26 protein-coding genes are annotated in these 25,679 nt (G+C 73.6%); 16 read left to right on the top strand and 10 right to left on the bottom strand.

Features of this window, described 5'->3' with window-relative positions:
• Positions 1-72: 72 nt before the first annotated feature.
• Positions 73-1,689, top strand: a complete 1,617-nt coding sequence (locus ACIBBD_RS36165) for a phospholipase D family protein (RefSeq protein WP_399423912.1) — start codon at positions 73-75, stop codon at positions 1,687-1,689.
• 334 nt (positions 1,690-2,023) lie between these two features.
• Here ACIBBD_RS36165 and ACIBBD_RS36160 read toward each other — a convergent pair whose 3' ends face one another.
• The 3 genes from ACIBBD_RS36160 to ACIBBD_RS36150 all read right to left on the bottom strand — a co-directional run bounded on the left by ACIBBD_RS36160 (position 2,024) and on the right by ACIBBD_RS36150 (position 4,282).
• Complete coding sequence (locus ACIBBD_RS36160) at positions 2,024-2,782, bottom strand: MBL fold metallo-hydrolase (RefSeq protein ID WP_399423910.1); 759 nt, start codon at positions 2,780-2,782, stop codon at positions 2,024-2,026.
• Positions 2,783-2,926: 144 nt separating this feature from the next.
• Positions 2,927-3,514 (bottom strand): hypothetical protein, encoded by a 588-nt coding sequence (locus ACIBBD_RS36155; protein ID WP_399423908.1) that lies wholly within the window; start codon positions 3,512-3,514, stop codon positions 2,927-2,929.
• Between the two features lie 141 nt (positions 3,515-3,655).
• A complete protein-coding gene (locus tag ACIBBD_RS36150) occupies positions 3,656-4,282 on the bottom strand; it encodes an alpha-ketoglutarate-dependent dioxygenase AlkB (RefSeq protein WP_399423907.1) in 627 nt (208 codons plus the stop codon).
• A gap of 152 nt (positions 4,283-4,434) precedes the next feature.
• On the opposite strand from ACIBBD_RS36150, the gene ACIBBD_RS36145 reads away from it, so the two are divergent.
• Positions 4,435-5,064, top strand: coding sequence for a TetR/AcrR family transcriptional regulator (locus ACIBBD_RS36145; RefSeq protein WP_399423906.1), 630 nt, complete (start codon positions 4,435-4,437; stop codon positions 5,062-5,064).
• A gap of 29 nt (positions 5,065-5,093) precedes the next feature.
• Complete coding sequence (locus ACIBBD_RS36140) at positions 5,094-6,767, top strand: FAD-binding dehydrogenase (RefSeq protein WP_399423904.1); 1,674 nt, start codon at positions 5,094-5,096, stop codon at positions 6,765-6,767.
• 138 nt (positions 6,768-6,905) lie between these two features.
• Here ACIBBD_RS36140 and ACIBBD_RS36135 read toward each other — a convergent pair whose 3' ends face one another.
• Positions 6,906-7,253: a DUF488 domain-containing protein gene (locus tag ACIBBD_RS36135; protein ID WP_399423902.1), complete on the bottom strand. Its 348-nt coding sequence runs from the start codon at positions 7,251-7,253 to the stop codon at positions 6,906-6,908.
• A 166-nt stretch (positions 7,254-7,419) separates the two neighbouring features.
• Between ACIBBD_RS36135 and ACIBBD_RS36130 the strand changes: the two genes are divergently transcribed.
• The 5 genes from ACIBBD_RS36130 to ACIBBD_RS36110 all read left to right on the top strand — a co-directional run bounded on the left by ACIBBD_RS36130 (position 7,420) and on the right by ACIBBD_RS36110 (position 12,767).
• Positions 7,420-8,817: a M1 family metallopeptidase gene (locus ACIBBD_RS36130; protein WP_399423901.1), complete on the top strand. Its 1,398-nt coding sequence runs from the start codon at positions 7,420-7,422 to the stop codon at positions 8,815-8,817.
• 42 nt (positions 8,818-8,859) lie between these two features.
• Positions 8,860-9,621, top strand: a complete 762-nt coding sequence (locus ACIBBD_RS36125) for a L,D-transpeptidase family protein (protein ID WP_399423899.1) — start codon at positions 8,860-8,862, stop codon at positions 9,619-9,621.
• A 95-nt stretch (positions 9,622-9,716) separates the two neighbouring features.
• Positions 9,717-10,415 carry a response regulator transcription factor gene (locus ACIBBD_RS36120; RefSeq protein ID WP_399423898.1) on the top strand — a complete coding sequence of 233 codons (699 nt, stop codon included), beginning with the start codon at positions 9,717-9,719 and terminating at the stop codon, positions 10,413-10,415.
• Entirely contained in the window at positions 10,412-12,244 is a 1,833-nt protein-coding gene (locus ACIBBD_RS36115; protein WP_399423897.1) for a sensor histidine kinase, read from the top strand. The genes ACIBBD_RS36120 and ACIBBD_RS36115 overlap by 4 nt, the downstream gene beginning before the upstream one ends.
• Before the next feature lie 73 nt (positions 12,245-12,317).
• Positions 12,318-12,767 carry a DUF6098 family protein gene (locus tag ACIBBD_RS36110; RefSeq protein ID WP_399423895.1) on the top strand — a complete coding sequence of 150 codons (450 nt, stop codon included), beginning with the start codon at positions 12,318-12,320 and terminating at the stop codon, positions 12,765-12,767.
• Positions 12,768-13,074: 307 nt separating this feature from the next.
• On the opposite strand, the gene ACIBBD_RS36105 is transcribed toward ACIBBD_RS36110, so the two are convergent.
• Complete coding sequence (locus ACIBBD_RS36105) at positions 13,075-13,323, bottom strand: WhiB family transcriptional regulator (RefSeq protein ID WP_399423893.1); 249 nt, start codon at positions 13,321-13,323, stop codon at positions 13,075-13,077.
• Between the two features lie 114 nt (positions 13,324-13,437).
• Positions 13,438-14,664, bottom strand: coding sequence for a saccharopine dehydrogenase family protein (locus ACIBBD_RS36100; protein WP_399423891.1), 1,227 nt, complete (start codon positions 14,662-14,664; stop codon positions 13,438-13,440).
• Positions 14,665-14,852: 188 nt separating this feature from the next.
• On the opposite strand from ACIBBD_RS36100, the gene ACIBBD_RS36095 reads away from it, so the two are divergent.
• Positions 14,853-15,563 carry a TetR/AcrR family transcriptional regulator gene (locus ACIBBD_RS36095; RefSeq protein WP_399423890.1) on the top strand — a complete coding sequence of 237 codons (711 nt, stop codon included), beginning with the start codon at positions 14,853-14,855 and terminating at the stop codon, positions 15,561-15,563.
• 48 nt (positions 15,564-15,611) lie between these two features.
• On the opposite strand, the gene ACIBBD_RS36090 is transcribed toward ACIBBD_RS36095, so the two are convergent.
• A complete protein-coding gene (locus ACIBBD_RS36090; protein WP_399423888.1) occupies positions 15,612-16,511 on the bottom strand; it encodes a LysR family transcriptional regulator ArgP in 900 nt (299 codons plus the stop codon).
• Between the two features lie 69 nt (positions 16,512-16,580).
• Between ACIBBD_RS36090 and ACIBBD_RS36085 the strand changes: the two genes are divergently transcribed.
• Both ACIBBD_RS36085 and ACIBBD_RS36080 read left to right on the top strand, forming a co-directional pair.
• A complete protein-coding gene (locus ACIBBD_RS36085) occupies positions 16,581-17,195 on the top strand; it encodes a LysE/ArgO family amino acid transporter (protein ID WP_399423886.1) in 615 nt (204 codons plus the stop codon).
• A 115-nt stretch (positions 17,196-17,310) separates the two neighbouring features.
• Positions 17,311-18,612, top strand: a complete 1,302-nt coding sequence (locus tag ACIBBD_RS36080) for an MFS transporter (protein WP_399423884.1) — start codon at positions 17,311-17,313, stop codon at positions 18,610-18,612.
• Positions 18,613-18,620: 8 nt separating this feature from the next.
• Here the strand turns inward: ACIBBD_RS36080 and ACIBBD_RS36075 are convergent, their stop codons facing one another.
• The 3 genes from ACIBBD_RS36075 to ACIBBD_RS36065 all read right to left on the bottom strand — a co-directional run bounded on the left by ACIBBD_RS36075 (position 18,621) and on the right by ACIBBD_RS36065 (position 21,259).
• Positions 18,621-19,076, bottom strand: coding sequence for a cyclic nucleotide-binding domain-containing protein (locus tag ACIBBD_RS36075; RefSeq protein WP_399423882.1), 456 nt, complete (start codon positions 19,074-19,076; stop codon positions 18,621-18,623).
• A 303-nt stretch (positions 19,077-19,379) separates the two neighbouring features.
• The gene (locus ACIBBD_RS36070) at positions 19,380-20,858 is read right to left on the bottom strand and encodes an aminotransferase class I/II-fold pyridoxal phosphate-dependent enzyme (protein WP_399423880.1); all 1,479 of its coding nucleotides are present in this window, start codon (positions 20,856-20,858) and stop codon (positions 19,380-19,382) included.
• Between the two features lie 179 nt (positions 20,859-21,037).
• Complete coding sequence (locus tag ACIBBD_RS36065; RefSeq protein WP_399423878.1) at positions 21,038-21,259, bottom strand: hypothetical protein; 222 nt, start codon at positions 21,257-21,259, stop codon at positions 21,038-21,040.
• Between the two features lie 295 nt (positions 21,260-21,554).
• Between ACIBBD_RS36065 and ACIBBD_RS36060 the strand changes: the two genes are divergently transcribed.
• The 5 genes from ACIBBD_RS36060 (at position 21,555) to ACIBBD_RS36040 (ending at position 25,145) form a co-directional block, all read left to right on the top strand.
• Entirely contained in the window at positions 21,555-21,998 is a 444-nt protein-coding gene (locus ACIBBD_RS36060; RefSeq protein WP_399423876.1) for an ATP-binding protein, read from the top strand.
• A gap of 502 nt (positions 21,999-22,500) precedes the next feature.
• Positions 22,501-23,331: a SigB/SigF/SigG family RNA polymerase sigma factor gene (locus tag ACIBBD_RS36055; RefSeq protein ID WP_399423874.1), complete on the top strand. Its 831-nt coding sequence runs from the start codon at positions 22,501-22,503 to the stop codon at positions 23,329-23,331.
• 56 nt (positions 23,332-23,387) lie between these two features.
• The gene (locus ACIBBD_RS36050) at positions 23,388-23,630 is read left to right on the top strand and encodes a DUF5133 domain-containing protein (protein ID WP_399423873.1); all 243 of its coding nucleotides are present in this window, start codon (positions 23,388-23,390) and stop codon (positions 23,628-23,630) included.
• A 214-nt stretch (positions 23,631-23,844) separates the two neighbouring features.
• Positions 23,845-24,684 carry a DUF1206 domain-containing protein gene (locus ACIBBD_RS36045; RefSeq protein WP_399423872.1) on the top strand — a complete coding sequence of 280 codons (840 nt, stop codon included), beginning with the start codon at positions 23,845-23,847 and terminating at the stop codon, positions 24,682-24,684.
• Positions 24,685-24,713: 29 nt separating this feature from the next.
• Positions 24,714-25,145, top strand: a complete 432-nt coding sequence (locus tag ACIBBD_RS36040; protein ID WP_399423871.1) for a hypothetical protein — start codon at positions 24,714-24,716, stop codon at positions 25,143-25,145.
• Positions 25,146-25,679 lie beyond the last annotated feature (534 nt).

The raw sequence follows: 25,679 nt of genomic DNA, 5'->3' as shown, positions 1-25,679 counted from the left end.
GGCCGCCGCCCGACGCCCGGGGATGAGGCGGCGCGAGCCGGGTACACGTGGATCAGCTGGAGGACCTGGGTTGTGGAACTCACCGACTGGCTGCTGACCTCGAGCGAACGGGGCAACAGCGCGACACGTCTGGACCGCCGCCGACCGGATCGGGCGGCCTGGTCGCACGGCAACCTGGTGCGGCCCCTGGTCCACGGCGCGACGTACTTCCCGGAGCTCCTCGACGCGGTCCGCGCGCAGCGCGCCGGAGACCTGCTGCTGTTCACCGACTGGCGGGGCGACCCCGACGAGCGCCTCGCCGGTCCCGGCAGCGAGATCGGCACCGTCCTGAGCGAGGCGGCCGGGCGCGGTGTGATCGTCAAAGGGCTGGTCTGGCGTTCCCACCTGGACCGGCTCCAGTTCAGCGAGACGGAGAACCGCCACCTCGGCGAGGAGATCGAGGCGGCGGGCGGCGAGTGCCTGCTCGACATGCGGGTGCGCCCCGGCGGTTCGCACCACCAGAAGTTCGTCGTGCTCCGGCATCCCGGCCGCCCCGAGCGCGACGTCGCGTTCGCCGGCGGCGTCGACCTGTGCCACAACCGTCACGACGACGCGGCGCACGGCGGCGACCCGCAGTCCCAGCCCATCGCCGCCGCGTACGGACAGCACCCACCGTGGCACGACATCCAGCTCGCGATACGCGGCCCGGCCGTCGGCGACATCGAGGCCGGCTTCCGCGAACGCTGGGACGATCCGGCTCCGCTCACGCGCAGCCCGCTCGTCCGGCTCCGGGAACTCGCACACCACGAGGACACACGGGCGGACCCGCTGCCACCCCAGGGGCCCGACCCCCAGCCCTGCGGCACGTGCGCCGTCCAGGTCCTGCGCACCTACCCCAACCGGCTGCTCCGCGGCTACGACTTCGCCCCCGACGGCGAACGCAGCATCGCGCGCGGCTACCGCAAGGCGCTGCGGCGGGCCCGGGCGCTGATCTACCTGGAGGACCAGTACCTGTGGTCCCCGCACGTGGTGGAGTGCTTCGCCGAGGCGCTGACCGCCCACCCGGGTCTCCGCCTGGTCGCGGTCATCCCGTCCGTCCCCGAACAGGACGGCCGGCTCACCCTGCCGATGAACCTGGTCGGCCGGATCACGGCCCTGGACAGGCTGCGCCAGGCCGGCGGCGGACGGGTCGCGGTGTACGGGCTGGAGAACCACGCCGGGACACCGGTGTACGTGCACGCCAAGGCGTGCGTGATCGACGACGTGTGGGCCTCGGTCGGATCCGACAACGTCAACCTGCGCTCCTGGACCCACGACTCCGAACTCAGCTGTGCCGTCGTGGACGAGAGCAGGGATCCCCGTGAGCCGCGCGACCCCGGCGGTCTCGGCGACGGCGCCCGCAGCTACGCCAGGAACCTGCGTCTGGAGCTCTCGCGCGAGCATCTGGACAGGGAGGCACCCCGGGATCCGCACGCGCCGGACCCGCTCTGCGACCCCGTGGCCGCCTTCGACGCCTTCGCCGCGAGCGCCGCCGCACTGGACGCCTGGCACGACAACGGTCGCCGCGGCCCCAGACCGCCCGGACGACTGCGCACCTATCGTCCGCCGGACCTTTCCCGTACGGCCAGGACGCTCTGCACGCCTCTGCACCGTCTTCTCGTCGACCCGGACGGCCGTCCCTTCAGGCTGAGGCGCCGCAACGCGTACTGACGACCGATGGCCTTCGGCATCGTGCCGTCGGCGGTACGGGTGACCGGCCGGGCCGCCGGCCGGTCACCCGTCGGAACGGAACCTTCCGCGTGTGCGGCGGCGTGGGTCGGCGGCTCCAACGGGGTGCGGTGCCTTGCTGGGCGCACTGTGGGCGACCAGGATCTCGCAGCGGGTCGGACAGGGGCCGGTCATCTGGCTCGCGCCGCTCGTCACCTGTCCGCTCACCGTCCTGATGCCCTTGGCGCATCCGGGGTGGAGCGTGGGCATGGCCGTGCTCGCGTGGATGCCCCGCCTCGGAGGAGTCGGGCAGGGCGCCGACCCGCGCTGCGAGGGGTCAGCGGTCGGCACCCGCCCGCTCCCGCGCCCGCCGTGCGGCCTCACCGACCGGTCCTCGGTGCGCGGGGCCGTGGCCGGGCAGAAGCAGGTCCGCGTCCAGGGTGGCGATCACGTCCAAGGACGCCACGGCGCGCGCCCGTTCGTGATGGAACATGTCGGGCAGCAGTTGCGGGCCCTGGATCCGGGAGGTGGGGTGGGCGCTGACCAGGGCGTCGCCGGAGACGACTATGCCGGCGTCGGGGAGGTGGAAGACCGTGTGGCCGTCGGTGTGGCCGGGGGTGTGCACGGGGACGGGCCGGCCGGGCAGGTCCAGTGGGCCGGTGGCGGACGGGAAGGGCTCCGGTGCGGTGACCGGGTGCTGCTCGGTGCCGCCGGAGCGCAGCACGTGCACCATCCACGGCAGCACACCGGGCCGCCAGGCGTTCCTGAGCACCTCGCCGACGGTGACCTGCTGGAGGAACTCCCGCCGGGCGTGCGGGACTTCGGACGGGTGGAGGTAGACCGGGGTGCCGTACGCCGTGCGCAGGTGCTCGGCGGAGCCCAGGTGGTCGTTGTGGGCGTGGGTGATGAGGACGGCCGTGACCGCCTCCGGCGAACTGCCCACCGCCGCCAGGGAGTCGAGGACCTGTGGACGGTCGCCCGGGTAACCGGTGTCGATGAGGGTGACGGCGTCGCCCTCGGTGAGGATCACCCAGTTGGTGTTGCTGCCGTGCACCAGGTGGATGCCGTCCGACACTTGCCGTACGTCTGCCCGCATGTCCGTCCCGTGGGTGAGGTCCGTGCTCGACGGGGACAGCAAAGCAGACCAGGAGGGGGGCGCCGACGGCGGGGCTCGCCGCACGCCGCGGGAACCTGGTCACCGGGGCGCGCCGCACCAGCGGGTCGGACACCGACGGGGTGCTCACCCGCTGACCGTCACGGCCACGACGGCCGCGGCGAGGAGGACGTCCAGCACCGCGCAGAACTCGGCGAACGGGCGCACGACCACCTTCTCGGTCCGGTAGTGGTGCGCGTCCCAGAGCGCGTGGCCGAACAGCCCGGCCGCCACCAGGTACGCGCCCACGTCGCCACCCGCTCCCAGCGCGAGGGCGGCCGAGCCGCCGAAGGCGATCAGGGCGGCCAGCTGGAGCGGCGGCAGGCCGCCGCCTCGGGCCCGCCGGGCGGCCGGTCGCAGACCGTGGGCCAGCAGGGGCAGGGCCAGGGCGAGCACCACCCAGGTCGGGTCGACGTCACCGCCGCCCAGGAGCTCGGTGGCGAAGATGACGACGACGGACCCGAAGAACAGGGCCCACGCCGTGGACGGCCTGGCCAGCACCGCGGCGCCGAAGTAGACCAGTGCGGAGGCCGCCAGGGCGGGCGCCAGGTCGGCGCCCTCGGACATGTCGAAGGCGATCAGCGCGGTCGCTGCGATCGCCGCCCAGGCGGCCCAGTGGCGCAGGACGGCGGGGCGCCGGACGGTGGACGTGACGTGCTGCGGCGGGTTCGTCATGGCATCAACGTACATACCCCCAAGGGGTATGTAAACGCGGAATGCCGCCCCCCGGTCGGCGGCGTCCGTCGTGGTCCTGGTTCTCCGGCTGCCGCCGGGTGGGCTCCGGGCGGCGGTGGCGCCGGAGTCGCCCACGCGTCCCTACTGCACGCCCCGCGGGCGGAACTGGATGCTGATACGCGGGCCCGCGGCCCGCGTCGACTTGGGGATGCAGTGCTCCCAGGTGCGCTGGCACGAGCCGCCCATCACGATCAGGTCGCCGTGTCCCAGCGGGCGCCGCACCGTGTCCCCGCCGTGCACCGGGCGCAGGAGCAGGTCGCGGGGTGCCCCCACGGAGAGGATGGCGACCATCGTGTCCTCGCGGGCGCCCCGGCCGATCCGGTCGCCGTGCCAGGCGACGCTGTCGCGGCCGTCGCGGTAGTAGCACAGCCCGGCGGTGACGAAGGGCTCGCCCAACTCGTCGGCGTAGTGCGCGCTGAGCGTGTCGCGGGCCTCCTCCAGTACCGGGTGGGGCAGCTTCTCGCCCGCTCCGTAGAACGCGAGCAGCCGGGGGACGTCGACCACGTGGTCGTACATGTGCCGGCGTTCCGCCCGCCACGGCGCGTGGCTCGCCAGCTGTTCGAACAGCAGGGCCGAACCGGTGAGCCAGCCCGGCAGTACGTCGATCCAGGCGCCCGAGCCCAGTACGGTCCGGCGGATCCCGTCGAGGGAGCCGAGCCGCAACTCGTCGGCCTGGTCGAAGAGGGAGCCCTGGAGATGCCTGGTCATGAGGTCAGCCTACTCCGGAATCGAATGTATGTTCCCAGTGATCATCTCTCAGGAGTGTCCGCCGCGGAGGTCCGTACCGCCCGGGTTCGAGCGTGAAGCCTTTCGATACACCGGTGTATCGGATACATTCGCGCATCGAACGGAGGTGCGGCATGGCGGTGGAGCAGACGGCCGGGCGGGTCACCCGGCGTCGCGTGCGCACGCGGGCCAACCTGCTCGACGCCGCCTTCGAGGTGTTCGCCGCCAAGGGCTTCGGGCGGGTCTCCATCGAGGAGGTCTGCGAGGCCGCCGGCTACAGCCGGGGCGCCTTCTACTCCAACTTCGACAGCCTGGACGAGCTGTTCTTCGCGCTCTACCGGCAACGCGCGGACCTGATCGCCCGGCAGGTCGCCGACGCGCTCGCCGGGGACGGGCCGGACCTCGACGTGCCCGCCTCCGTGGACCGCGTCACCGAGGTGCTGCTCCTCGACCTGGACTGGCTGCTGGTGAAGACCGACTTCCTGGTCCACGCCGCCCGCGACCCGGCCGTCGCGCGGACCCTGCTGGAACACCGGGCGAAGCTGCGCGGCGCCATCGCCGACCGGCTCGCCCGCGCCCGCGGCGGTCACACCGCGCTGCCCGCCGTGCTCGGCGGCGTCGAAGCCGCCGCCCACGCGGTGGTCGCCGCGTACGACGGGGTCACCACCCAACTGCTGCTCGACAAGGACGTGGACAGTGCCCGCGCCTGGCTCAAGCAGCTGCTCACCGCGCTGCTCACCGACGGCAGCGGCACCCGGGAATGAAGCCTTCGGAAGAAAGGGCACCACTCGCCATGGACGCGGACGTCATCGTCGTCGGAGCGGGCCTCGCCGGCCTGGTCGCGGCGCACGAACTCACCAGCAGGGGCCGGCGGGTCGCCCTGGTCGACCAGGAGAACGCCGCCAACCTCGGCGGACAGGCGTTCTGGTCCTTCGGCGGACTGTTCCTCGTCGACTCGCCCGAGCAGCGCCGCCTCGGCATCAAGGACTCCCTCGACCTCGCCTGGAGCGACTGGCAGGGCAGCGCGCAGTTCGACCGTACCGACGACGAGGACTCCTGGGCGGTGCGCTGGGCGCGCGCCTACGTCGAGTTCGCGGCGGGCGAGAAGCGGTCCTGGCTCGCCGGGCACGGGATCTCCTTCGTACCGACCGTCGGCTGGGCCGAGCGCGGCGACCTGCGCGCCGACGGGCACGGCAACTCCGTACCCCGCTTCCACGTCGCCTGGGGGACCGGCACCGGAGTCGTCGACCCCTTCGTCCGTTACGCCCAGCAGGCCGCCCGGGACGGACTGCTCACCTTCCACCACCGCCGCCGGGTCGACGAGCTGATCGTCGAGGACGGCGCCGCCCGCGGGGTGCGCGGCACGGTCCTCGCGCCCGACGACTCCCCGCGGGGTGTCTCCTCCAACCGGGACCGCGTCGGCGACTTCGAACTGACCGCTCAGGCCGTCGTCGTCACCAGCGGCGGCATCGGCGCCAACCACGAGATGGTCCGCCGGTTCTGGCCCGAACGCCTCGGCACCCCGCCCGCCGAGATGGTCACCGGCGTCCCCGCCTACGTCGACGGCCGGATGCTCGACATCAGCGCCGCGGCCGGCGTCCGGCTGGTCAACCGCGACCGCATGTGGCACTACACCGAGGGCGTCCGGAACTGGGACCCCATCTGGCCCGGCCACGGCATACGCATCCTGCCCGGCCCGTCCTCGATGTGGTTCGACGCCCTCGGCCGCCGCCTGCCCGACCCCTGCCTGCCGGGCTACGACACCCTCAGCACGCTCAGACACCTGCGCACCACCGAGGACATCGCCGGCCACGGCCACTCGTGGTTCGTCCTCACCCGGAAGATCGTCGAGAAGGAGTTCGCGCTCTCCGGCTCCGAGCAGAACCCCGACATCACCGCCAAGGACCGCAAGGCCGTCCTGCGTGACCGCCTCCTCGGCAAGGGCGCCCCCGCCCCCGTGCGGGCGTTCCTCGACCAGGGCGCGGACTTCGTCGTCGCCGACACCCTCGACCGGCTCGTCGAGAAGATGAACGCCCTCACCGACAAGCCGCTCCTCGACGCGGACGGGCTGCGCCGCCAGATACGGGCCCGCGACCTCCAGATCGCCAACCCGTACGCCAAGGACGCCCAGGTGCAGGGCATCCGCAACGCCCGCCGCTACATCGGCGACCGCCTCGGCCGGGTCGCCACCCCGCACCGCGTCCTCGACCCCGAGGCCGGACCGCTCATCGCCGTCAAGCTGCACGTCCTCACCCGCAAGACCCTCGGCGGTATCCAGACCGACCTCGACTCGCGCGCCCTGGGCGCCGACGGACAGCCCGTCGAGGGCCTCTACGCGGCGGGCGAGGTCGCCGGCTTCGGCGGCGGAGGCGTCCACGGCTACAACGCCCTCGAGGGCACCTTCCTCGGCGGCTGCCTCTTCTCAGGGCGCGCGGCGGGACGGGCGGCGGCCCGGCAGACGGGCTGAACCCCCGGCCCCCCGGGGACGGGCGGGTCGCACCCGTACGGGAGGGCGGGTCGCCCCCTACGCGAGAGACGGGCCGACCCCCCGTACGGGAGACGGGCCGCCCCCGGCCTCACCCCAGGAGACGAACTGCCCCGGTCCTCAGCCCAGGAGACGGACCAGCACCGCCGCGTGGCTGTGCTCCGGCTCCTTCGCGGAGGTCAGCAGTGTCACCGGACCCTTGCGCGCCAAGTCGCGTACGTGGTCGAGGAGTTCGGCCGCCTCGGGGGCGGCCAGCTCCGCCTCGTAGCGGCGCGCGAACTCCTCGTACGAGCCCTCGCCCGCGTGGTACCAACGGCGCAGCTCGGTCGACGGGGTGAGGCCCTTGGGCCACTCGTCGACCCGTGCCGCGTCCTTGGCGAGGCCGCGCGGCCACAGCCGGTCGACCAGGACGCGGACACCGTCGTCGGGCGCGGGGGCTTCGTAGACGCGGCGCACGCGGACGCTCACGGGCGGGCCTTCCTGCAGACGGCGGGTGGTGCCCGGAGCGTACTGCCGACGGCGGCTCCGTACGGTGGGCGACGCGGCGCGACGTGACCGGATCGAGGGGGGAATCGGACCCGGCGGTGCCTAGTCTGAGCGGGTTTGATCACACGCCATCCCCCAAGGAGCGCACGTGACCCCTCTCCGCAGACGACCCGCCCGCCTCGTGACCGTGCCCCTCGCCGTGGCGGCGCTGCTCACCGCGGCCGACCCCGCTCTCGCGGCGGGCCCGGTGGGCACCCCCGGCGTCGGCGACCCCTACTTCCCGCTCGCCGGCAACGGCGGCTACCACGTCGACCACTACGACCTGACCCTCCGTTACGACCCGGACAGCCGCCGCCTCGACGGCAAGGCCGTCCTCACCGCCCGCGCCACCCAGCGCCTCACCCGCTTCGACCTCGACCTGCACGGGCTGAAGGTCACCGGCCTGACCGTCGACCGGGCCCGGGCCGCACACCGGCGCGACGGCCAGGAACTCGTCGTCACCCCGCCCCGCGCCCTGGACAAGGGCCGGCGCTTCCGCGTCACCGTCACCTACGCGGGCACCCCCGGCCCGGTCACCGACCCCGACGGCTCGCTCGACGGCTGGATCCCCACCGACGACGGGGCGTTCGTCGCCGCCGAGCCGCAGGGCGCCATGACCTGGTTCCCCGCCAACAACCATCCGACGGACAAGTCCGCCTACGACTTCGCCCTCACCGTCCCCGAAGGACGCACGGCGGTCGCCAACGGCGTTCTCCTCGGCCGGCGCACCGCACACGGGCGCACCACCTTCCGCTGGCGCCAGACGGAGCCCATGGCCGCCTACCTCGCCACCGCCACCATCGGCAGATTCGAGGTCGAGCAGTACACGACCCGCGACGGCACCGAGGTCTACAACGCCGTCGACCCGCGCGAGGCGACCGCCGCGGCGCCCGTCCTGAAGCGGCTCCCGTCCGTCCTGGAGTGGGGGAGCGCCCTGTTCGGCCGCTACCCGTACCGCGCCGCCGGGGCGATCGTCGACCGTGCCCCGCAGGCCGGGTACGCGCTGGAGACCCAGACCCGGCCCGTGTACGACCGCGCCCCCGACCTGAGCACCCTCGTCCACGAGAGCGCCCACCAGTGGTTCGGCGACTCGGTCTCCCTCACCTCCTGGAAGGAGATCTGGCTCAACGAGGGACTGGCCACCTACACCGAGTGGCTCTACGCCGAGCAGCACGGCGGCGACAGCGCACAACGCGCCTTCGACGCGCTGTACGACACCCCCGCCGACGACGACCTGTGGGCCTTCCCGCCCGGCGACCCCGGCAGCGGCGCACACCTCTTCGGCACCCCCGTCTACGCCCGCGGCGCCATGGCCCTGCACGCCCTGCGCACCGCCGTCGGCGACCGCGCCTTCGTCCGCGTCCTGCGCGACTGGGCCCGCACCCACCGCCACGGCAACGGCACCACCGCCCAGTTCGAGCGCCTGGCGGAGCGGGTGACCGGCCGGGAGCTCAGCGCGCTGCTCCGGACCTGGCTGTACGCTCGGGGAAAACCCAACCACCCCTGAGAACCTGACCAGTTCCTCACACCCGTCGGCCAGGGTCGACCCATGATCAGACACCGCGCCCCTGTCGCGCTGCTCGCCGCCTCCCTCCTGCTCACCGGATGCGGCGGCGGCGCGGCCGCCTCCTCCGACCACAAGGCCACCTCGACAGAGCCCGCCTCCACCGGCACCCCGCCGGCGCCGGGCACACCCGCGCCCGGCGTCTCCGCGCGGTCGGCCCCGCAGCGGCTCCCCGGCCTCGGCCCGAAGACGGGGGCCGCCGTCCCGTCCGCGGCACGCCAGGTGGTCATGGTGACCGGACGCGGCCGCGACTCCCCGCTCTCCCAGGTCGTCCTGTACGAACGCACCTCCGCCGGCTGGCGGGCCGGACCCGTCTGGCCCGCCCACAACGCCCTGCGCGGCTGGACGGACCACCACATGGGCGGCGACCTGCGCTCACCCGTCGGCGTGTACGGCCTCACCGACGCCGGCGGACGACTGCGCGACCCCGGTACCCGGTTGCCGTACCACCGCTCCGGCGCTTTCACCGCCCCCGGCACCGGCTTCGAGGGGGAGCCGCTGGCCGGGTCCTTCGACTATGTGATCGCCATCGACTACAACCGCGAGCCCGGTACGTCGCCGCTGGACTGGACCCGTCCGCTGGGGGCGGAGCGCGGCGGAGGCATCTGGCTCCATGTCGACCACGGCGGCCCCACCCACGGCTGCGTCAGCATCGCCGAGGAGCACATGAAGGAGCTGCTGCGGGCCCTCGACCCCGCTCTCCACCCGGTCGTCGTCATGGGCGACCATGCCTCTCTGGCCCGCTGACCCGGCCCACTGACCCGGCCCACCGGCCGGATCGACGGCCGGACCAGCCGACCCGATCCCCGACCGAACCCGCCGCCCGAAGGGGGAACCGCCGCGTGTGCGCACATGTACTGGTCGCCGAGGACGACGCGATGCAGGCCGAACTCATCCGCCGCTCCCTGCTCGCCGAGGGCCACACCGCCACCGTCGTCCACGACGGCTCCGCCGCGCTCGACGCGGTGCGGCGGGACCGGCCGGACCTCGTCGTGCTGGACCTCATGCTGCCGGTCATCGACGGCTTCGGGGTCTGCCGGGTGCTGCGCCAGGGCGACGACATCCCCGTGCTGATGCTGACGGCCCGCGCGGCCGAGGACGACCTGCTGCTCGGCCTGGAGCTCGGCGCCGACGACTACATGACCAAGCCGTACAGCCCGCGGGAGCTGATGGCGCGCATCCGCACCGTCCTGCGGCGCAGCGGACGGACCGCCGACGGCCGGCGGGAGGATCCCGTCGTGCGGGCCGCGGGGATCGCGGTGGATCCGGCGCGGCACGAGGTGCGGTGCGACGGGGAGCCCGTGGAGTGCACGCCCGCCGAGTTCCAGATCCTGCTCGCCCTCGCCGGCGAGCCCGAACGGGTCTTCACCCGGCGGCAGTTGCTCCAGTGCACCCGTGGCTTCGACCGCGCCTCCACCGAACGGGCCGTCGACGTGCACATCATGAACCTGCGTCGCAAGATCGAGGCCGACCCGCGCAGCCCCGTCCGGCTGGTGACCGTGTTCGGCGTCGGCTACAAGCTGAGCGGCGGCCGGGGGTGAACCGCGCCCGCATCCCCCTGCGCAAGCGCCTGCTCGTCCGGCTGCTGATCGCCTCCGTCCTGATCGCCGTGTGCTCGGTGGCCGCGACGGCCTGGCTGGCGGTGACGACCACCACCCGGGCGCTGCGCGAGGAACAGGGCCAGGCCCTCGCCGACGACATGGACATCCTCGCCGAGCTGAGCGGCTACGCGGCCACCCACCCCGACTGGAAGGGCGTCCGGGCCACCGTGCGCGTCCTGTCCGCGCGGACCGGGCGGCGTATCGCCCTGACCACCGCCGACCGCACACTGCTCGCCGACTCCGCCCCGCGCGGCACCTCCCTGCCGCCGCGCGCCGCCGCCACCGTCGACCCCCTGCGCACCGACACGCACAGCGAGCGCGGCGCCCAGCTCAGCGGCACCGACCCGCGCGTGGTGGGCCCCTACCGGCTCACCGCGGCGGAACGCACGAAGCTCGACGCCCTGGCCCGCGCACGGCAGGGCTGCTTCTCCCGCCACGGCATCGACACCACCGTCGACGCCATGCCCAGCGGCCGCCCGGTCCTCCGGATCACCGACGGAGCCGTCGGGCCCGACTACGTTCCCGAGCCCTGCGCCGACGGGCTGCTCAACGCCCCGACACCCACCGAGGAGAAGGCGCTGGCCGGGCTCCGGCAGCACGCCCGCGGCTGCCTGACCCGGCAGGGGCTGGATGCCGGCACCCCGCTGGCCCTGGGCGGCGTCACCGGCCTGGACCTGCGCGACCCGACGGTCTCGCCCGGGTTCCCTGTGAAGGGGGACGGCGCCTCGGTGCGCGCGGCCCGCACCTGCCTCGAGGACGCCCTCCGCACCCAGCTCGACCCGTACGTCGCCCCCGTCGCCGAGCTGTTCCTGGGCGGCGGGGACAGCGCGGCGGCGCCCCGCTGGGACCTGTCCGCGGCCAACAAGGCGAAGGTCGTCGGCGCGGCCGGGCTGGTGCTCGCCGTCACCGTCGCCGTGACCGCCGTCGTCGCCAGCCGGCTGGTCAGACCCCTGCGCGCCCTCACCGAGGCCGCCCAGCAGCCCCCCGACCGGCACGCGCGGGTGCCCGTCACCACCCGGGACGAGACCGGCATCCTGGCGGAGGCCTTCAACGACCTCGCCGAGCGCCGGGAGCGCCTGGAGGCCCAGCGCAAGGCACTGGTCAGCGATGTCGCCCACGAGCTGCGCAGCCCGCTCACCAACATCCGCGGCTGGCTGGAGGTCACCCGCGACGGCCTCGTCGAACCCGACGCCGAGCTGCTCACCGCCCTGCACGAGGAGGCCCTGGTCCTCCAACGGGTCATCGACGACCTGCGCGACCTCGCGGCCGCCGACGCCGGCACCCTGCGCCTGCACCGCGAGCCCGTGGCCGCCGACGAACTGCTCGCCCAGGTCGCCGCCGCCCACCGCGTCGCCGCCGACACCGCCGGCGTCACCCTGCGCACGGAGACCGACGGGGTCCCGTGGCTGGACGCCGACCCGGTGCGGCTGCGGCAGGCACTCGGCAACCTCGTCACCAACGCCGTACGCCACACCCCGCCCGACGGCACGGTCACGCTGACCGCCCGGCGCGCGGGCGAGCAGGTCGTCCTGGAGGTCGCCGACACCGGCACCGGCATCGCGGCCGAGGACCTGCCGCACGTCTTCGAGCGGTTCTGGCGCGCCGAGAAGTCACGCAGCCGCCGTACCGGTGGCAGCGGCCTCGGCCTGCCGATCGTGCGCCAGCTGACGACCGCCCACGGCGGCACCGCGCAGGCCGCGAGCACGCCCGGGGCCGGCAGCGTCTTCACCCTGCGGCTGCCCGCCGCCGCGGCACCGCGGGACGGCTGAGCAGGAAGGGGCTGATTCCGTTCCGGCGGCGCGGGTACCCCGTTGGCCTGACGGCGAAGAGGGAGGTCATGCCATGAGCTCGTCGGACGACCTGCCGGTCGCACAGGCCCTTGCCGAACTGGCCGACCTGATCGAGCGGAAACAGGGACTGTACGTCCGCTGGTCGCGCGGTCCGCAGACCGACCTCGGTGCGTCGTCCAGTACGGACGACCTCACCGGCGTCGCCATGCCCGGCCTGTCCGCCAACCCCCTCGACCTCGAGGACTGGTGGGAGGACCGCTCCCGCACCCTGTGGGTCGCCCGCCGGCTCTACGACTACGCCCACCTGCCGCACGAGAAGGGCCCCGGCGTCCGTCCCTGGGTCCTGACGGGCCGGGAGACGGGCCGGGGCCCCGACAACGAGCCGCTCGTGACCGACGTACGGCCCCTGTGCTGGATCGATCAGGGAGTGATCGAGGAGGCGAGGGCCGAGGTGGCCCGCCAGGAGGCCCGGTGGGGGCCACTGCGACGCTCGGGCCGCTGAGAAACGGCTTCACCCCGGCTCCGACACGGCTCGACGCCGCGTCCACGGCTCTCAGCCGTGTCGGAGCCGGGGTGAAACCGGTCGTGGCAGTCCGGAGAACCGGCGCCGTACCGGCAGTGCGCCACGGGGCTGCCGATGCTCCGATGCTCCGGGTGCGGTGCGGTGCGGTGCGGTGCGGTGCGGTTAGTGCGGGGCGGGCGGATGCGGTCCGGCCGGCAGTCGGACGCGTGCGGCGGAACCCGGGACCGGGAGCGGCGTCGGCCGCTCCCGGTCCCGGTTCCGCCCACGGTCAGGGACCCCGCCGCGGTCACGAACTGCGTCGTGCCTTGATGCGCCGCTTGAGGGCGCGGCGTTCCGTCTCGCTGGTCCCGCCCCAGACCCCGAGGGTCTGATCGGTCTCCATCGCCCACTCCAGGCACGGCTCCCGCGCCGGGCAGCGGCGGCAGACCGCCTTCGCCTGTTCCGTCTGAAGCAGTGCCGGGCCCGAGGTGCCGATCGGGAAGAAGAGTTCCGGGTCCTCGTGGCGGCACGCGGCATGCTGTCGCCAGTCGTCCATCTCGAAGTCACCTGCGATCGAGTCGTATGTGCTTTTCCGGATGTGTTGCTGTGAGTTGCTCCCCGGTCGGGTCACCGGTGCGACGGGAGTGAAACCGCCTCGGCGGGGCCGTGTTCACCGCGTTCCCTGCTCCCGTACGCCCCACGGCGAGCCGTACGCCGTCAGCAGGTCGAGGAAGGGGCGGGCCGGGAACGCCTCCGGGCCGAGCACGCCCGCGCCGGACCACGCGCCCGTGGCGAGCAGTTCGAGGGCGACCACCGGGTTGACGGCCGTCTGCCAGACCACGGCCTGGCTGCCGTACTCCGCCATCGACCACTGGTTGTCGACGACGTGGTACAGGTACACCTCGCGCGGCGCACCGTCCTTCACGCCCCGCACCCATGTGCCGGCGCACGTCTTGCCGTGCATCCGCTCGCCCAGCGTCGCCGGGTCGGGCAGACAGGCGACCACGACGTCCCGGGGCGAGACCGCCACCGGGCCGGCCGCGCTCGGCACGGTCACGGGGTCGGTGCGGTCCAGCTCCAGCCGGTGCAGCGTCTTCAGCGTCTCGATGAACTCCCGGCCCAGCCCGTACTTGAAGGTGACCCGGCGGGCGTCCACCCAGCGCGGCACCAGCAGCACCTCCTCGTGCTCCACGTTCACGCACTCGACCGGCCCGATGCCCTCCGGGAAGTCGAACACCTCGGGCTCGCTGAACGGCTCGGTGGTGTACCAGCCGCGGTCGGCCTCGTAGACCACCGGCGGGTTCAGGCACTCCTCGATGGTGGTCCAGATGTTGAACGAGGGAGCGAAGTCGAGGCCGTCGACCATGAGGTTCGCGCCGTCACGGATACCGATCTCCTCGATCTCGTCGAAGAGCTCGTCGGCGGCGTACCGCGCGAAGACGTCCGACAGACCGGGCTCCACCCCCATGCCGACCAGGGCCAGCGCGCCCGCCCGCTCCCAGTCGGCGGCCTGCGCGAACTGAGCGTCGCCGAGCTTGACGCCGCACTCCTGGTACGGGCGGTCGGGGTGGGGGCGGGAGAGGGACATCGCCATGTCGACGTAGGTGGCGCCCGCCGTGCGTGCCGCGCTGAACAGCGGCATCACGAAGCGCGGATCGGTGGCGTTCAGCAGGACGTCGCAGCGGTGGCGGGCGAGCAGCCGGGCCACCGCCGTCCCGTCGCCCGCGTCGACCCGCTCGGCGACGAACCGGTCGTCGCCGTCGAGGGCCGCGACCGCGGCGGCGGCGCGGACCGGGTCGTGGTCGGCGACCACCATCGCCTCGAAGAACGGACGCCGGGCCGCGATCCGGGTGATCGCGGTGCCCACGCCGCCGGCCCCCACGAGCAGTACACGCATGACAAGCACTCCCTGTCGGAAAGTCGATGAACCGATGAACCGATGAGCTGATGGAGCCGATGTGTCGGCCTGTCGGCCTGTCGGCCTGTCGGTCTGCCGGTCGGAAGGTCAGGTGGCGCGCCTGCCGTGGATACAACGCCGTCCCTCCGCGTAAGGTCAATGGCGTTGGCATAAGGGCGGGAGAGAACGTGGCGAAACAGGTCGTACCCGAGGAGAAGCGGCGTCGGCGCCGGCCCACCAGGAGCGGCACCGTCCTGTCCGAGCGGCTCATCGTCGAGACCGCGCTGCGGCTGCTGCGCGAGCACGGCAGCGCCGGTCTCACCGCCCGCCGCCTCGGCCTGGCCCTCGACTGCGACCCCAGCACCCTCTACCGGTACTTCCGGGGCATGGACGACCTGACCCTCGCCATCGGCGACGCGCTGATCGGGCAGGCCCTGCGCGGCTGGGAGCCGACGGGGGAGTGGCGGGCCGACCTGCACGCCATCGGGCTGCGCATCCACGCCGCGTACGTCGCCCATCCGCAGGCCGCCCAGCTGACCACGAGCCGCGTCACCGGCCGCCCGAACGAACTCGCCGCCGACGAGACCGTGCTGGACGTCCTGCGCACGGCCGGTTTCCCGCTGGCGGACACCGTCCGCATCTACCACGCGTTCATCGACCAGACCCTGGCCTTCGCCGCCCTGGACGCGGCGTCGCTGGCCCTGCCCCGCGCCTCCCAGCACGCCGACGAGGCGATGTGGCGCTCGACCTACGCCCGCCTGCCCGCCGCCACCCACCCCCGGATCGCCGAGGCGGCCCCCTTGCTGTCGACCCGCATGGTCACCAGCGCCTATCCCACGGCGCTGGAGATGCTCCTGGACAGCGCGGCGGTGAGGCTGGCGGAGGTGCCGGCCGGGTAGCGGGGCGGGCGGCGGACGGACGCCCGTCGCCGCTGTCCGCCGCCGGTGTCACCGCCGCAGGGCCGCCGCGGCGGTCGCCGTCACCGCGTCCGCGACCGCCGCGAGGGCCGGTGAGTCCAGCTTCCACTGCTGCCAGTGCAGCGGGACGTCCAGCGGTCGCCCGGGCACGAGGGAGGTCAGGTGTCCGTCCGCCAGCAACTGCCGGGCCTGCACCTCCGGCACCATGCCCCAGCCGAGCCCCGCGACCACGGCGTCGAGGAACCCTTCGGAGGTCGGCACGGCATGGCGTACGGGACCGGCGCCCCCCGCGTCTCGGCGCAGCCCGCGCACGAACGCGTCCTGGAGGTCGTCGCGCCGGTCGAAGGTCATCACGGGCGCCTCGGCGAGGGCCTCGGGCAGGGGCCTGCCGTGGAGGTGCAGGGCGGCGAAGCCGGGGCTCGCCGCGGCCAGGTACCGCATCCTTCCCAGGGCGCGCACGGAGCACCCGGTCACGGGATCGGGCGAGGAGGTCACCGCGGCCATGACCAGCCCCTCCCGCAGCAGCTCCGCGGTGCGCGTCTCGTCCTCCCGGTGCAGTTCGAAGCAGAGCCGCGGCTCCCGGGGTACGCGGGTCAGGGCCGGCAGGAACCAGGTGGCGAGCGAGTCCGCGTTGACCGCGACCGTCACGCGTGTCGGCTCCTCGGCGCCGCTCATGCCCAGCTCGGACCGCGTGTCGCGCTCCAGCCGGGCGAGCTGGCGGGCGAACCGCACGACGATCTCCCCGGACTCCGTCGGCCGTACCGGCTTCGTCCGCAGCAGCAGCACCCGGCCCGTGCGCTGCTCCAGCGCCTTCACCCGCTGGCTGACGGCCGACGGCGTCACGTGCAGGGCGGCCGCCGCCGCGTCGAAGGTGCCCTCGTCGACCACCGCGAGCAGGGTGCGCACCTGGTCGAGGGGGAGGTCTGTCATCACGGAGGCTGATGATACGTAAGAATCTTTAGCTGTACACGCAGTGATCGCGTCCCTAGCGTGGACGTCATGACGTCCACCCTCGCCGCCGCGGCCGCCGGATTCGGCACCGGCCTGTCGCTCATCGTCGCCATCGGCGCCCAGAACGCCTTCGTCCTGCGCCAGGGCGTCCGCCGGGAAGCCGTTCTCGCCGTCGTCGGGATCTGCGCCCTGTCCGACGCCGTACTGATCGCCCTGGGGGTGGCCGGGGTGGGCGCGCTCGTGGTCGCCTGGCCGGGCGCGCTGACCGCCGTCGCCTGGATCGGCGGCGCCTTCCTGCTCGGGTACGGGGCCCTCGCCGCCCGCCGGGTGATCAAGCCGGGCGGCGCCCTGCGGACGGAGGGGGAGGCCACGGGCTCCCGGCGGCGGGCGGTGCTCACGTGTCTGGCGATGACCTGGCTCAACCCGCACGTCTACCTCGACACCGTCTTCCTGCTCGGCACCGTCGCCGCCGACCGCGGGCCCCTGCGCTGGACCTTCGGGCTCGGTGCCGCGGTCGCCAGCCTCTGCTGGTTCGCCGCGCTCGGCTTCGGCGCCCGGCTGCTCGGCCGCTTCCTGACCCGGCCTGCCGCCTGGCGCGTCCTGGACGGGCTGGTCGCCACCATGATGATCGCCCTCGGCATCACCCTCGTCGCGGGAGCCTGAGCCGCCCGACGGTCCGAAGGGTGAGACCGCATGTCCATGAAGGCGGCGACAGCACAGGAGATGCTGCGATAGTGACCCCCGGACAGGAAAGATGTATCGAGCAACCAGGAAGTCCGTGGACACGAGCGAGAGCAGCACCCCACCCGAGGCCGAGGCGGATCCGGACACCCGCGAGGGCCCTCGGCGCGGCTGGCGCCGCTGGGCGATGGACACCCGCCCCCTGCGCCGGCCCGCCTACCGCCGCCTGTGGTCCTCGACGATCGTCACCGCCGTCGGCAGCCAGCTCACTGCCGTCGCCGTCCCCAAGCAGATCTACGACATCACCGGCTCCTCGGCCTGGGTCGGCTACGCCAGTCTCGCCGGTCTGCTGCCGATGGTGCTGTTCGCGCTGTGGGGCGGGGCGGTGGCCGACACCATGGACCGGCGCAGGCTGCTGCTGATCACCAACACGGGCATCGCCGTCACCTCGGTGCTGTTCTGGCTCCAGGCCGTCTCCGGGCTGGACTCGGTGCCGTTGCTCATGGTGCTCCTCGCCGCCCAGCAGGCGTTCTTCGGCCTCAACGCGCCCGCCCGCAACGCCTCCGTCGCCCGCCTGGTGCCCGCCGGGGAACTGGCCGCGGCCAACGCGCTCGGCTCGACCGTCATGCAGACCGGACTGGTCGCGGGACCGCTGCTGGCGGGCGCCCTCATCCCCGTCATCGGCCTGCCCGAGCTGTACCTCCTGGACGCCCTCGCCCTGTGCGTGACCCTGTGGGCCGTCGTCCGCCTGCCCGCGCTGCCGCCGCTCGCCGGGTCAGCCGTGCGCCGCGCCGGGATCCGGGAGATCGCGGAGGGCTTCCGCTACATCTCCCGCCACAAGGTGCTGCTGCTGTCCTTCCTCGCCGACGTCATCGCCATGGTCTTCGGCATGCCCCGCGCCCTGTTCCCGCAACTCGCCGCCGAGACCTACGCGCCCTACGGCGAGGGCCTCGCCCTGGGCCTGCTGTTCGCGGCGATCCCCATCGGCGCGGTGCTGGGCGGGCTCTTCTCCGGCACGTTCTCCCGGGCGCGCCGACACGGCTGGATGGTCATCGGCGCGGTCGTCGCCTGGGGCGCCGCGATCAGCGGTTTCGGGCTGAGCGGCAGTCTGTGGCTCGCCGTCGTCCTCCTGGCGGCCGCCGGCATCGCCGACATGGTCTCCATGGTCTTCCGCGGAGCGTTCCTCCTGTCCGCCGCCACCGACGAGATGCGCGGCCGCATGCAGGGCGTCTTCACCGTCGTCGTCGCGGGCGGCCCCCGTCTGGCCGACGTCCTGCACGGCACCGCCGGCGCCGCCTTCGGTCCCCGCGCGGCCGTCGCGGGCGGCGGCCTGCTCGTGGTCGCCGCGATGCTGGTGCTGGCGGCGGCGGTACCGGCCCTGCGCCGCTACCGCGTCTGAGGTCCCGTCTACAGGGTCCGGCGCCGCTGGGTGCCGTACTGTTCCATCAGCCTGCCGCGGGTCAACTCCAGCCGGTGCGCGAGGATCTCGGCCACGATCCGTACCAGCGACAGCCCGAGCGCCGGATCCTCCTCGCACAGCTTGAGCACCGGCTGCGCCTCGAACTCATAGGCCCGCACGGGGCTGAAGGCCTCCGCGCCGAAGTCCCACGCGTACGGCGGGAACAGCCAGGACCAGCCGAGCAGGTCCCCGGCGCCGAGACTGGCGACGGTCACCCGCTGCACGGAGGTGACCTGCTGGGTCAGCGACACGGCCCCGGAGCGGATGACCCAGAAGCGGTCGGCCGTGCCACCGGCCTCGAAGATCCTGGTGTCCTCCGCGAAGGACACCTCCCGGGCGAGGGACATCAGACGCTGGCGCTGGGGCGGGGGGAGGGCGGTCAGCAGTTTCGTCGCTTTGGTCATGGCGCGGGGCTCCTCGCCGGGGAGAGGGTCGGGTCGGTCCGGGATGCGTTCCGGGTCTCCCTCTCACCCATTTCAGCCGCTGGGGACGCCTCGGGCACCTCGGCGGACGGGGTCGTTCGACGACGGCAGGAAAAAGCCCTGGCTGGACGGGGGAAGCCAGCCAGGGCCGTCAGGGGTGATGGACGGAGGAGTACCCTCGACCCCGCCACCACGTATGGATGAACCGTAAACCATCCTCGGAGTCTTTGCGTAGCCGAAACCGGGTCACGTGACCCGTTTCACTTCGACGGGTGTCGCGCGCCCTCACTCCGCGTCCCGGGTGACGACCCGGATCGTCTCCAGCTCCGGGTCGGCCGGGTCGGGCAGGTTCATGCCGACGTCCTTGCCCGTGCGCAGGTACCTCAGCACGGGCTCGGTGAGCCGTTCCCCGGGCAGGACGGCGGGGATCCCGGGCGGGTACGGCGTGATCATCTCGGCGGCGACCCGGCCGGCCGCCCGGGACAACGGCACGTGCTCGGCCGGGCCGAAGAAGGCGTCCCGGGGCAGCAGCCCCTGGGCCATGCGCAGTTCGGCCGGGTCGGGCACCTCCATCCGCGGGGCGGGCCGCAGGTCCGGCGCCGCGTGCGCGAGGTCCTTGAGGGCGGCGAGCAGCTCGCCGGTCGTCTCCCGGTCGTCGGCGTGGGTGATCTGGGCGCCGATGCGGCGGTGGTCGGTCAGGTGCATGTCCAGGGACCGGTGCTCGTGGAGCCAGTCGGCGGCCTGGAAGCCGGAGATGCCGAGCCCCTCGAGGTCGATGACGACCGGCAGCGGGTCGAAGTCGTCGGCCAGTCCCGGACCGCAGAAGTCGTCCCGGTCGTTGACGTGCATCCCGTCGATCTGCTCGATGGCGGCCCGGACCTCGGCCGCGAGGTCGAGCGCCCCGCCCATGAGGGCCTCACCGTGCAGGCACATCTGACGCCGCCAGCCGTCTAGCCCCGCGTACAGCAGCACCGAGGGACTGGTGGTGCCCAGCAGGTCCGCGCGCATCTTCAGCAGTTCCGCCGGGACGAGGTCGCCCTGCAGATGGAAGACGGAGCCCTGCTCCAGACCGCTGCCCATCTTGTGGATGCTGGTCACGCAGATGTCGGCGCCCGCGTCCATCGCCCAGGACGGCAGGGTGGGGTGGAACGGCAGGTGCGCGCCCCACGCCTCGTCCACGATCAGCGGCACCGAACGGCGGTGGCAGACCTCGGCGATCGCCCGCAGGTCCGCGGCGGCGCCGTACGGCGTCGGGCTCGTGACCAGGGCGCCCTTGGCGTCGGGGTGGACCTCGAAGGCCTTCGCGAACTTCTCCGCGGACGGCGGATGCGCCAGGTGCCGCTCGGCGTCCCACCGGGGCTCGACCCAGACGGGCTCGATGCCGGACAGGATCAGGCCCGACACCACCGACTTGTGCGCGTCCCGCCCGATCAGCAGCTTCTCGTGCGGACCGGCCACCGACAGCATGGCCGCCTTGACCGACAGGGAACTCCCGCACGTCGAGAAGAAGGTGTGGTCGGCGTGGACCGCGTCCGCCATCAGCTCCTCGGCCCGCTCCAGGACCCGGCCGCGCGTCAGCCGGTCGTCGAGCCCGCCCGACGCCAGCACGTCACCGAGGAACACGGCGTCACCCAGGATCGCCCGGACCTCCGGGTCGGCGCCGCGCGCCTGCTTGTGCCCCGGCGGCGAGAAGGCCAGCCGCCCCTGGCGGTGGTAGTCGACGAGAGCTTCCAGTACCGGTGCGCGGGTGTGGTCGACTGTCATGTGCACCCGTGTGCCCGCCGACCCGGCCACCAATCTCGCGGCGGGCAGAAGAGCTGGTCAGGGCCCCTGAAAGGACGGCGTGGCGCGCCGAGCGGCCCCGAGTCAGGACGCCATGGATGAGATCCTGACCCCGAGCCGCCCCGAGCCGCCCCCGCGCCCGGCCGGTCGCGCGCTCGTCGTCAGGGCTCCGTCGAATGGTGGCCCGGCGTCACGATCTCGTCCATGACGTCGAGCACCGCCTCGTAGGACAGGGCCCGCACCTGCGCCTCACGCGCGGCGTCCGGGTCGGTCCGTCCGAGTTCCTCGCTCCGGGCCCGCCAGGTCCGCAGTTCCTCCCGCGCGCAGGCCCTGGCCCGCTGGATGCGGCGCAGCAGTTCGTCCGAGTCCACGACATCTGTCATGCGCTTCGCGTACCCCCACCTGGCGGGTCGATGACCCCTCGGCGATGTCCGGAAGATACCCGCACGGCAGGTTTGGCAGGGCCTGGGAGGGCCAGCCGAACAGAGAGGGCCGCGGCGTCCGGCAGGGAGAGGGCCGGGTGCGCCGGCGGAGCCGGGCGAGCCGGCCGAGCCGCCGGGAGTCATCGGCGGAGCGCCTCTTCACCGCAACAGTGCCAGGGACCGACCGTCATCACGGCGAACCGCCGACCGACTCGTCGGCCCACGACCACTCGGGACAGTACAGGGGAGCGAAAGGATGCTTGCCAACCACTCGACCGACCGCATGGACGAACCGGACGGGCCGCTCCGGTACCAGGGGCAGCAGTCCTGCCGACCGTGCGACGTCCGCACCGCCATACGGCGCGCGGTCGCCGGGCGGCGCGGGGCCACGGGCTGCCCGTACGACGAGGAGGCCCTCTCCGACGCCCTGCTCGTCGCCTCGGAACTCACCACCAACGCCATCCTTCACGGCGGCGGGGTCACCGGCTTCGACGTCGACGTCGACGGGCAGGCCGTGCGGGTCTCCGTCAGCGACCGCAGTGACCGGATGCCGGTGGCGTCGGATCCCCTCGACGAACAGGGACGGCGCCGTACCGGCGGACGCGGGTGGCCGATCGTCTGCCGGCTGGCCCGGGACGTCCGGGTGTCCGACCTGCCGGCCGGCGGCAAGCGCATCACCGCTGTCGTGCCCGTCTTCTGAGCCGCCCGTATCCCGTCCTCGAGACGCCTGTGCTCCGTTCTTGAGACGCCTGTGCTCCGGGCCGCGTGGTGCGTGTGCTCGGCCGCCGCGGCGGATGCCGTCGTCGACGCCCGGCGCGGCAGCCGTCCTACTTCCGTGACGGCGGGCTGTCCGCGCTTTCGTGTCGCGGGCGCGACGCCCACGCGACCGCGGTGACACGTGCCCCGGCCCCGATCGACATGCCTGCGGACGACCGCCCCGATCGACATGCCTGCGGACAACCGCCGACACCGCGGTCGTCGCCCCCCTCCCACCGGCCGCGACGGCCTTCCACGGCCCTCCAGAACGCTTCTGGGCGGGCGGAGTTTGTTCCTCGGGGGTGAGGGCAGACGGAGGTTCGTGCTTCGGACCGGAGGCGCGTCAACGGGAGCGGCATCGCTGCTCCGGGGCGCTCCGTATGCCCCGGACGACAGCGCCCCTCCCGTGGTCAGTCCCTGAAACGACCGTTCAGGAGCGATTCCGCATGCTCATCGACACGTCGACTAGCCGTCCTGCCACGCCTGCTACCACCACGTCACGCCGGACCCACGACGACGCTCCCGACACCGCCCAGCTGTTCGCCCGCCTCACCTCGCTGGAGGAGGGCCCCGAGAGGGACGCCGTGCGCGACGAGATCGTCACGGCCTGGCTGCCCATGGCCCACCGGATCGCCGGACGGTTCCGCGACCGGGGCGAGGCGATCGAGGACCTTCGGCAGGTGGCGGCGCTCGGCCTGGTGAAGGCCGTCGACCGCTTCGACCCGGACCGCGGGGCTTTCGAAAGCTACGCCGTCCCCACCATCACCGGCGAGATCAAGCGGCACTTCCGCGACCGGATGTGGGCGCTGCGCGTGCCCCGCCGTGTGCAGGAGCTGCGCAACAAGGTGCGCCTCGCCCGCCGCGAGCTCGCCCAGAACCCGGGCGCGCCCGAGCCGTCGGTCGCCGACATCGCCGCCCACACCGGACTCACCGAGGAGGAGGTCGGCGCGGGCCTGGAGGCCCTGGAGAGCTTCAGCACCCTGTCGCTGGACGCCGAGCTCCCGGCCGGCGACGACGGCTACAGCCTCGCGGACACCCTCGGCGGCCCCGACGCCTCCTACGACATCGTGGTCGACCGCGAGTCCGCCAAGGAGAGCCTGCGGCGCCTGCCGGAACGCGAGCGGGCCATCCTCTACATGCGCTTCTTCGAGGACATGACCCAGAGCCGCATCGCCGACCGCCTCGGTATCTCCCAGATGCACGTCTCCCGCCTGATCAGCCGCAGCTGCGCCCAGGTGAGGGAGGAAGCCCTCGGCCGCAAGGGCGGCCGGAGCTGAACCCACAGCAGCGCCCCGCGCACGTATCCCTTCGTCACGGACAAGGAGCACTTCGCATGCTGATGCCCCACCCCGCCGTCCTGCGCCGCCTCGTCGACGAGTACGAAGCCGTGACGGCGTCCGGAACCGCAGAGACGAGCGCGCGGGCACAGGACCTCGCCTACACGCTGTGCGTCTCCACCGGCACCCGGGACGTCACCCTCGCCCTGGAAGCCGCGCACCGCTGGCTCGCGGCGGCGGCCGACGCCGACATGGCCACGCAGCGCCGCACGGACGAGGGACCGCGCGTGTACGCGTGAGCGCACCGGCCCGGCGGCCCCGCCGCGACAGGACGTCGCGGCGGGGCGCCGGCGTGCGTGGACCCCGGGAAGACGCCTCACGGCGCCTCCTCGGGGGTCCACCCGTGCCTGGTGGGACGCATGCGGCGTAGCCCCGAGGAGCCGCCCCGTCGCCGCGTGTGTCCGGCTCGAGCCGGGGCATCCGGATCCCCGGAAGTCTTCCGGGGAGGTATGGATGAACGCGAGTGTCCTGGCAAGCAACGGCAAGGCGCAGGCCGAGCGCGCGGCACGGGGGTCGGGCACCAGATACGCGGCCAAGGCAGGGCTGAGCGCACGGGGCGTCATCTACCTCCTGGTAGGGGCGCTGGCCCTGCAGATCGCCTTCGGTGACAACAAGCAGCAGCAGGCCGACCGCCAGGGCGCCCTCGCCGAACTGTCGGAGAAGCCGTTCGGCTCCGTGCTCCTGTGGACCCTCGGCATCGGCCTGGTCGGGATGGCGCTGTGGCGGCTGTCCGAGGTGGTCTTCGGCTCGGTCGGCCCCGACGGCCGGAAGGCGAAGAAGCGGCTGCTGGCGCTCGTCCGGTGCGGCTTCTACTCCTTCGTCGCCTACTCCGTCCTCGCGTTCGCCGCGGGCTCGGGAAGCGGGGGCGGTTCCAGCGACGAGCAGTCCCGGGACGTCACGGCCCGGCTGCTGGAGGTGCCCGGCGGCCAGTGGATCGTCGGCGCGGCCGGCGCCGGGATCGTCGTCGCGGGCCTGTGGATCGGCGGCCGGGCCCTGATGCGCGCCTACCGGGACAAGATGCGGCTGGGGGAGATGTCGCGGAACGTCCGCCGCCTGGTGGACATCACCGGCGTGGTCGGTGGCGCGGCCCGCGGCCTGGTGTTCGCCGCCGCGGGATCCTTCGCCGTACGCGCCGCGGTCGACTACGAGCCCGACCGGGCCAAGGGCCTCGACGACACCCTGCGCTCCTTCGCCCGGACCCCCGCCGGGCCGGGCCTGCTGGCCTGCGTCGCGGCGGGGCTCGTGCTCTTCGGAGTGTTCTCGTTCGCCATGGCCCGCTGGCGCAAGGTCTGAACGTGCGGCGGTGGGGGAACCCGGGGGGAATGAACGAATCCGAGTTCCCGCCGGACGGACGACCCGTGGACATGTACCTCGACCTCCTCCGCGTCCGTATGGACAGCGAGGACTACGAGATGCTGCTCAAGGTCGTCGCGCCCGCGTTGCGTGCCCTCGACGAACAGTCCCCCGAGACCCTCGACTTCGCGCTGGATCCGCAGGAAACCGAGGACCTGCCCCAGGAGGTCCGCGACGAGGCCGCCCTGGTCATCGCCACGGCCGTCACCGGCCGGCTGGACAACCAGCTGGTGGAGATCCACGTCGACGGAACCGGACCGGTCCGGGTCGTCACCGACGCGGTCACCGCCTCCGACCCGGCCCGTCTCGCCGAGATCGCCGGATGCATCCAGCAGCGCCAGAGCGACACCGAGGAACTGCGCGGTATCGCCGCGGCCAGTGGCCTGCCCACGGACTTCTGACCCCGTGGGCCGGCCCGTGGTCCGCCGGCCCCTGTGAGGGCCGGCGGACCTCGGGCCCTTGAGGGTGCCCAGGGACATCCGACGGCCTGGTTGATTCGCGGAGCTTGGGACCCCGGGCCTGCCCGCGGACCTTCTCAGCAGGTCTGCACACCTGGGGCCCCGGGCTTGCCCGCGGATATCGGGCCTTCTTGGCTTGCCCGCACACCTCGGGCCTCGGGCTGGCCCAGGGGCCTCGGGCCTCTGGGCCGGTCCGCACACCTCGGGTCCTCGGGCCGGCCCGCGGATATCGGGCCCTCTGTCCCTGTCCGCAGAAACTCAGCCCGTCTCGGCGTGCCGGGACACCCGCCCTTCCTGGGCCGGCCCGCAGACACCCCACCCCCTGGCCACCCCCGGGCCGGACCACCGACGTGCGGGGGCCCCGGCCCCCCCCCCCCGGGCGGGGGGCCGGGGGGGCGGGGGCGGGGGGCGGGGGGCCGCCCCCCGTCACCGGCCCGGGGGGGGCCCCCGGACCACCCGCGGCCGGGCGGGCCCGAC

It is taken from the genome of Streptomyces sp. NPDC051315 (assembly GCF_044455165.1).
In the GTDB taxonomy this organism is placed as follows: domain Bacteria; phylum Actinomycetota; class Actinomycetes; order Streptomycetales; family Streptomycetaceae; genus Streptomyces.
Note: the sequence above shows the minus strand (reverse complement) of the source record. Positions and strands in the feature narration are given on the sequence as shown.

Excerpts from the sequence above, each read along its gene's own strand:
- ACIBBD_RS36160 (WP_399423910.1), bottom strand. The coding sequence starts at position 2,782 with ATGCGGGCAGACGTACGGCAAGTGTCGGACGGCATCCACCTGGTGCAC.
- ACIBBD_RS36155 (WP_399423908.1), bottom strand. The coding sequence starts at position 3,514 with ATGACGAACCCGCCGCAGCACGTCACGTCCACCGTCCGGCGCCCCGCC.
- ACIBBD_RS36150 (WP_399423907.1), bottom strand. The coding sequence starts at position 4,282 with ATGACCAGGCATCTCCAGGGCTCCCTCTTCGACCAGGCCGACGAGTTG.
- ACIBBD_RS36145 (WP_399423906.1), top strand. The coding sequence starts at position 4,435 with ATGGCGGTGGAGCAGACGGCCGGGCGGGTCACCCGGCGTCGCGTGCGC.
- ACIBBD_RS36140 (WP_399423904.1), top strand. The coding sequence starts at position 5,094 with ATGGACGCGGACGTCATCGTCGTCGGAGCGGGCCTCGCCGGCCTGGTC.
- ACIBBD_RS36125 (WP_399423899.1), top strand. The coding sequence starts at position 8,860 with ATGATCAGACACCGCGCCCCTGTCGCGCTGCTCGCCGCCTCCCTCCTG.
- ACIBBD_RS36110 (WP_399423895.1), top strand. The coding sequence starts at position 12,318 with ATGAGCTCGTCGGACGACCTGCCGGTCGCACAGGCCCTTGCCGAACTG.
- ACIBBD_RS36105 (WP_399423893.1), bottom strand. The coding sequence starts at position 13,323 with ATGGACGACTGGCGACAGCATGCCGCGTGCCGCCACGAGGACCCGGAA.
- ACIBBD_RS36100 (WP_399423891.1), bottom strand. The coding sequence starts at position 14,664 with ATGCGTGTACTGCTCGTGGGGGCCGGCGGCGTGGGCACCGCGATCACC.
- ACIBBD_RS36090 (WP_399423888.1), bottom strand. The coding sequence starts at position 16,511 with ATGACAGACCTCCCCCTCGACCAGGTGCGCACCCTGCTCGCGGTGGTC.
- ACIBBD_RS36085 (WP_399423886.1), top strand. The coding sequence starts at position 16,581 with ATGACGTCCACCCTCGCCGCCGCGGCCGCCGGATTCGGCACCGGCCTG.
- ACIBBD_RS36075 (WP_399423882.1), bottom strand. The coding sequence starts at position 19,076 with ATGACCAAAGCGACGAAACTGCTGACCGCCCTCCCCCCGCCCCAGCGC.
- ACIBBD_RS36070 (WP_399423880.1), bottom strand. The coding sequence starts at position 20,858 with ATGACAGTCGACCACACCCGCGCACCGGTACTGGAAGCTCTCGTCGAC.
- ACIBBD_RS36065 (WP_399423878.1), bottom strand. The coding sequence starts at position 21,259 with ATGACAGATGTCGTGGACTCGGACGAACTGCTGCGCCGCATCCAGCGG.
- ACIBBD_RS36060 (WP_399423876.1), top strand. The coding sequence starts at position 21,555 with ATGCTTGCCAACCACTCGACCGACCGCATGGACGAACCGGACGGGCCG.
- ACIBBD_RS36055 (WP_399423874.1), top strand. The coding sequence starts at position 22,501 with ATGCTCATCGACACGTCGACTAGCCGTCCTGCCACGCCTGCTACCACC.
- ACIBBD_RS36050 (WP_399423873.1), top strand. The coding sequence starts at position 23,388 with ATGCTGATGCCCCACCCCGCCGTCCTGCGCCGCCTCGTCGACGAGTAC.
- ACIBBD_RS36045 (WP_399423872.1), top strand. The coding sequence starts at position 23,845 with ATGAACGCGAGTGTCCTGGCAAGCAACGGCAAGGCGCAGGCCGAGCGC.
- ACIBBD_RS36040 (WP_399423871.1), top strand. The coding sequence starts at position 24,714 with ATGAACGAATCCGAGTTCCCGCCGGACGGACGACCCGTGGACATGTAC.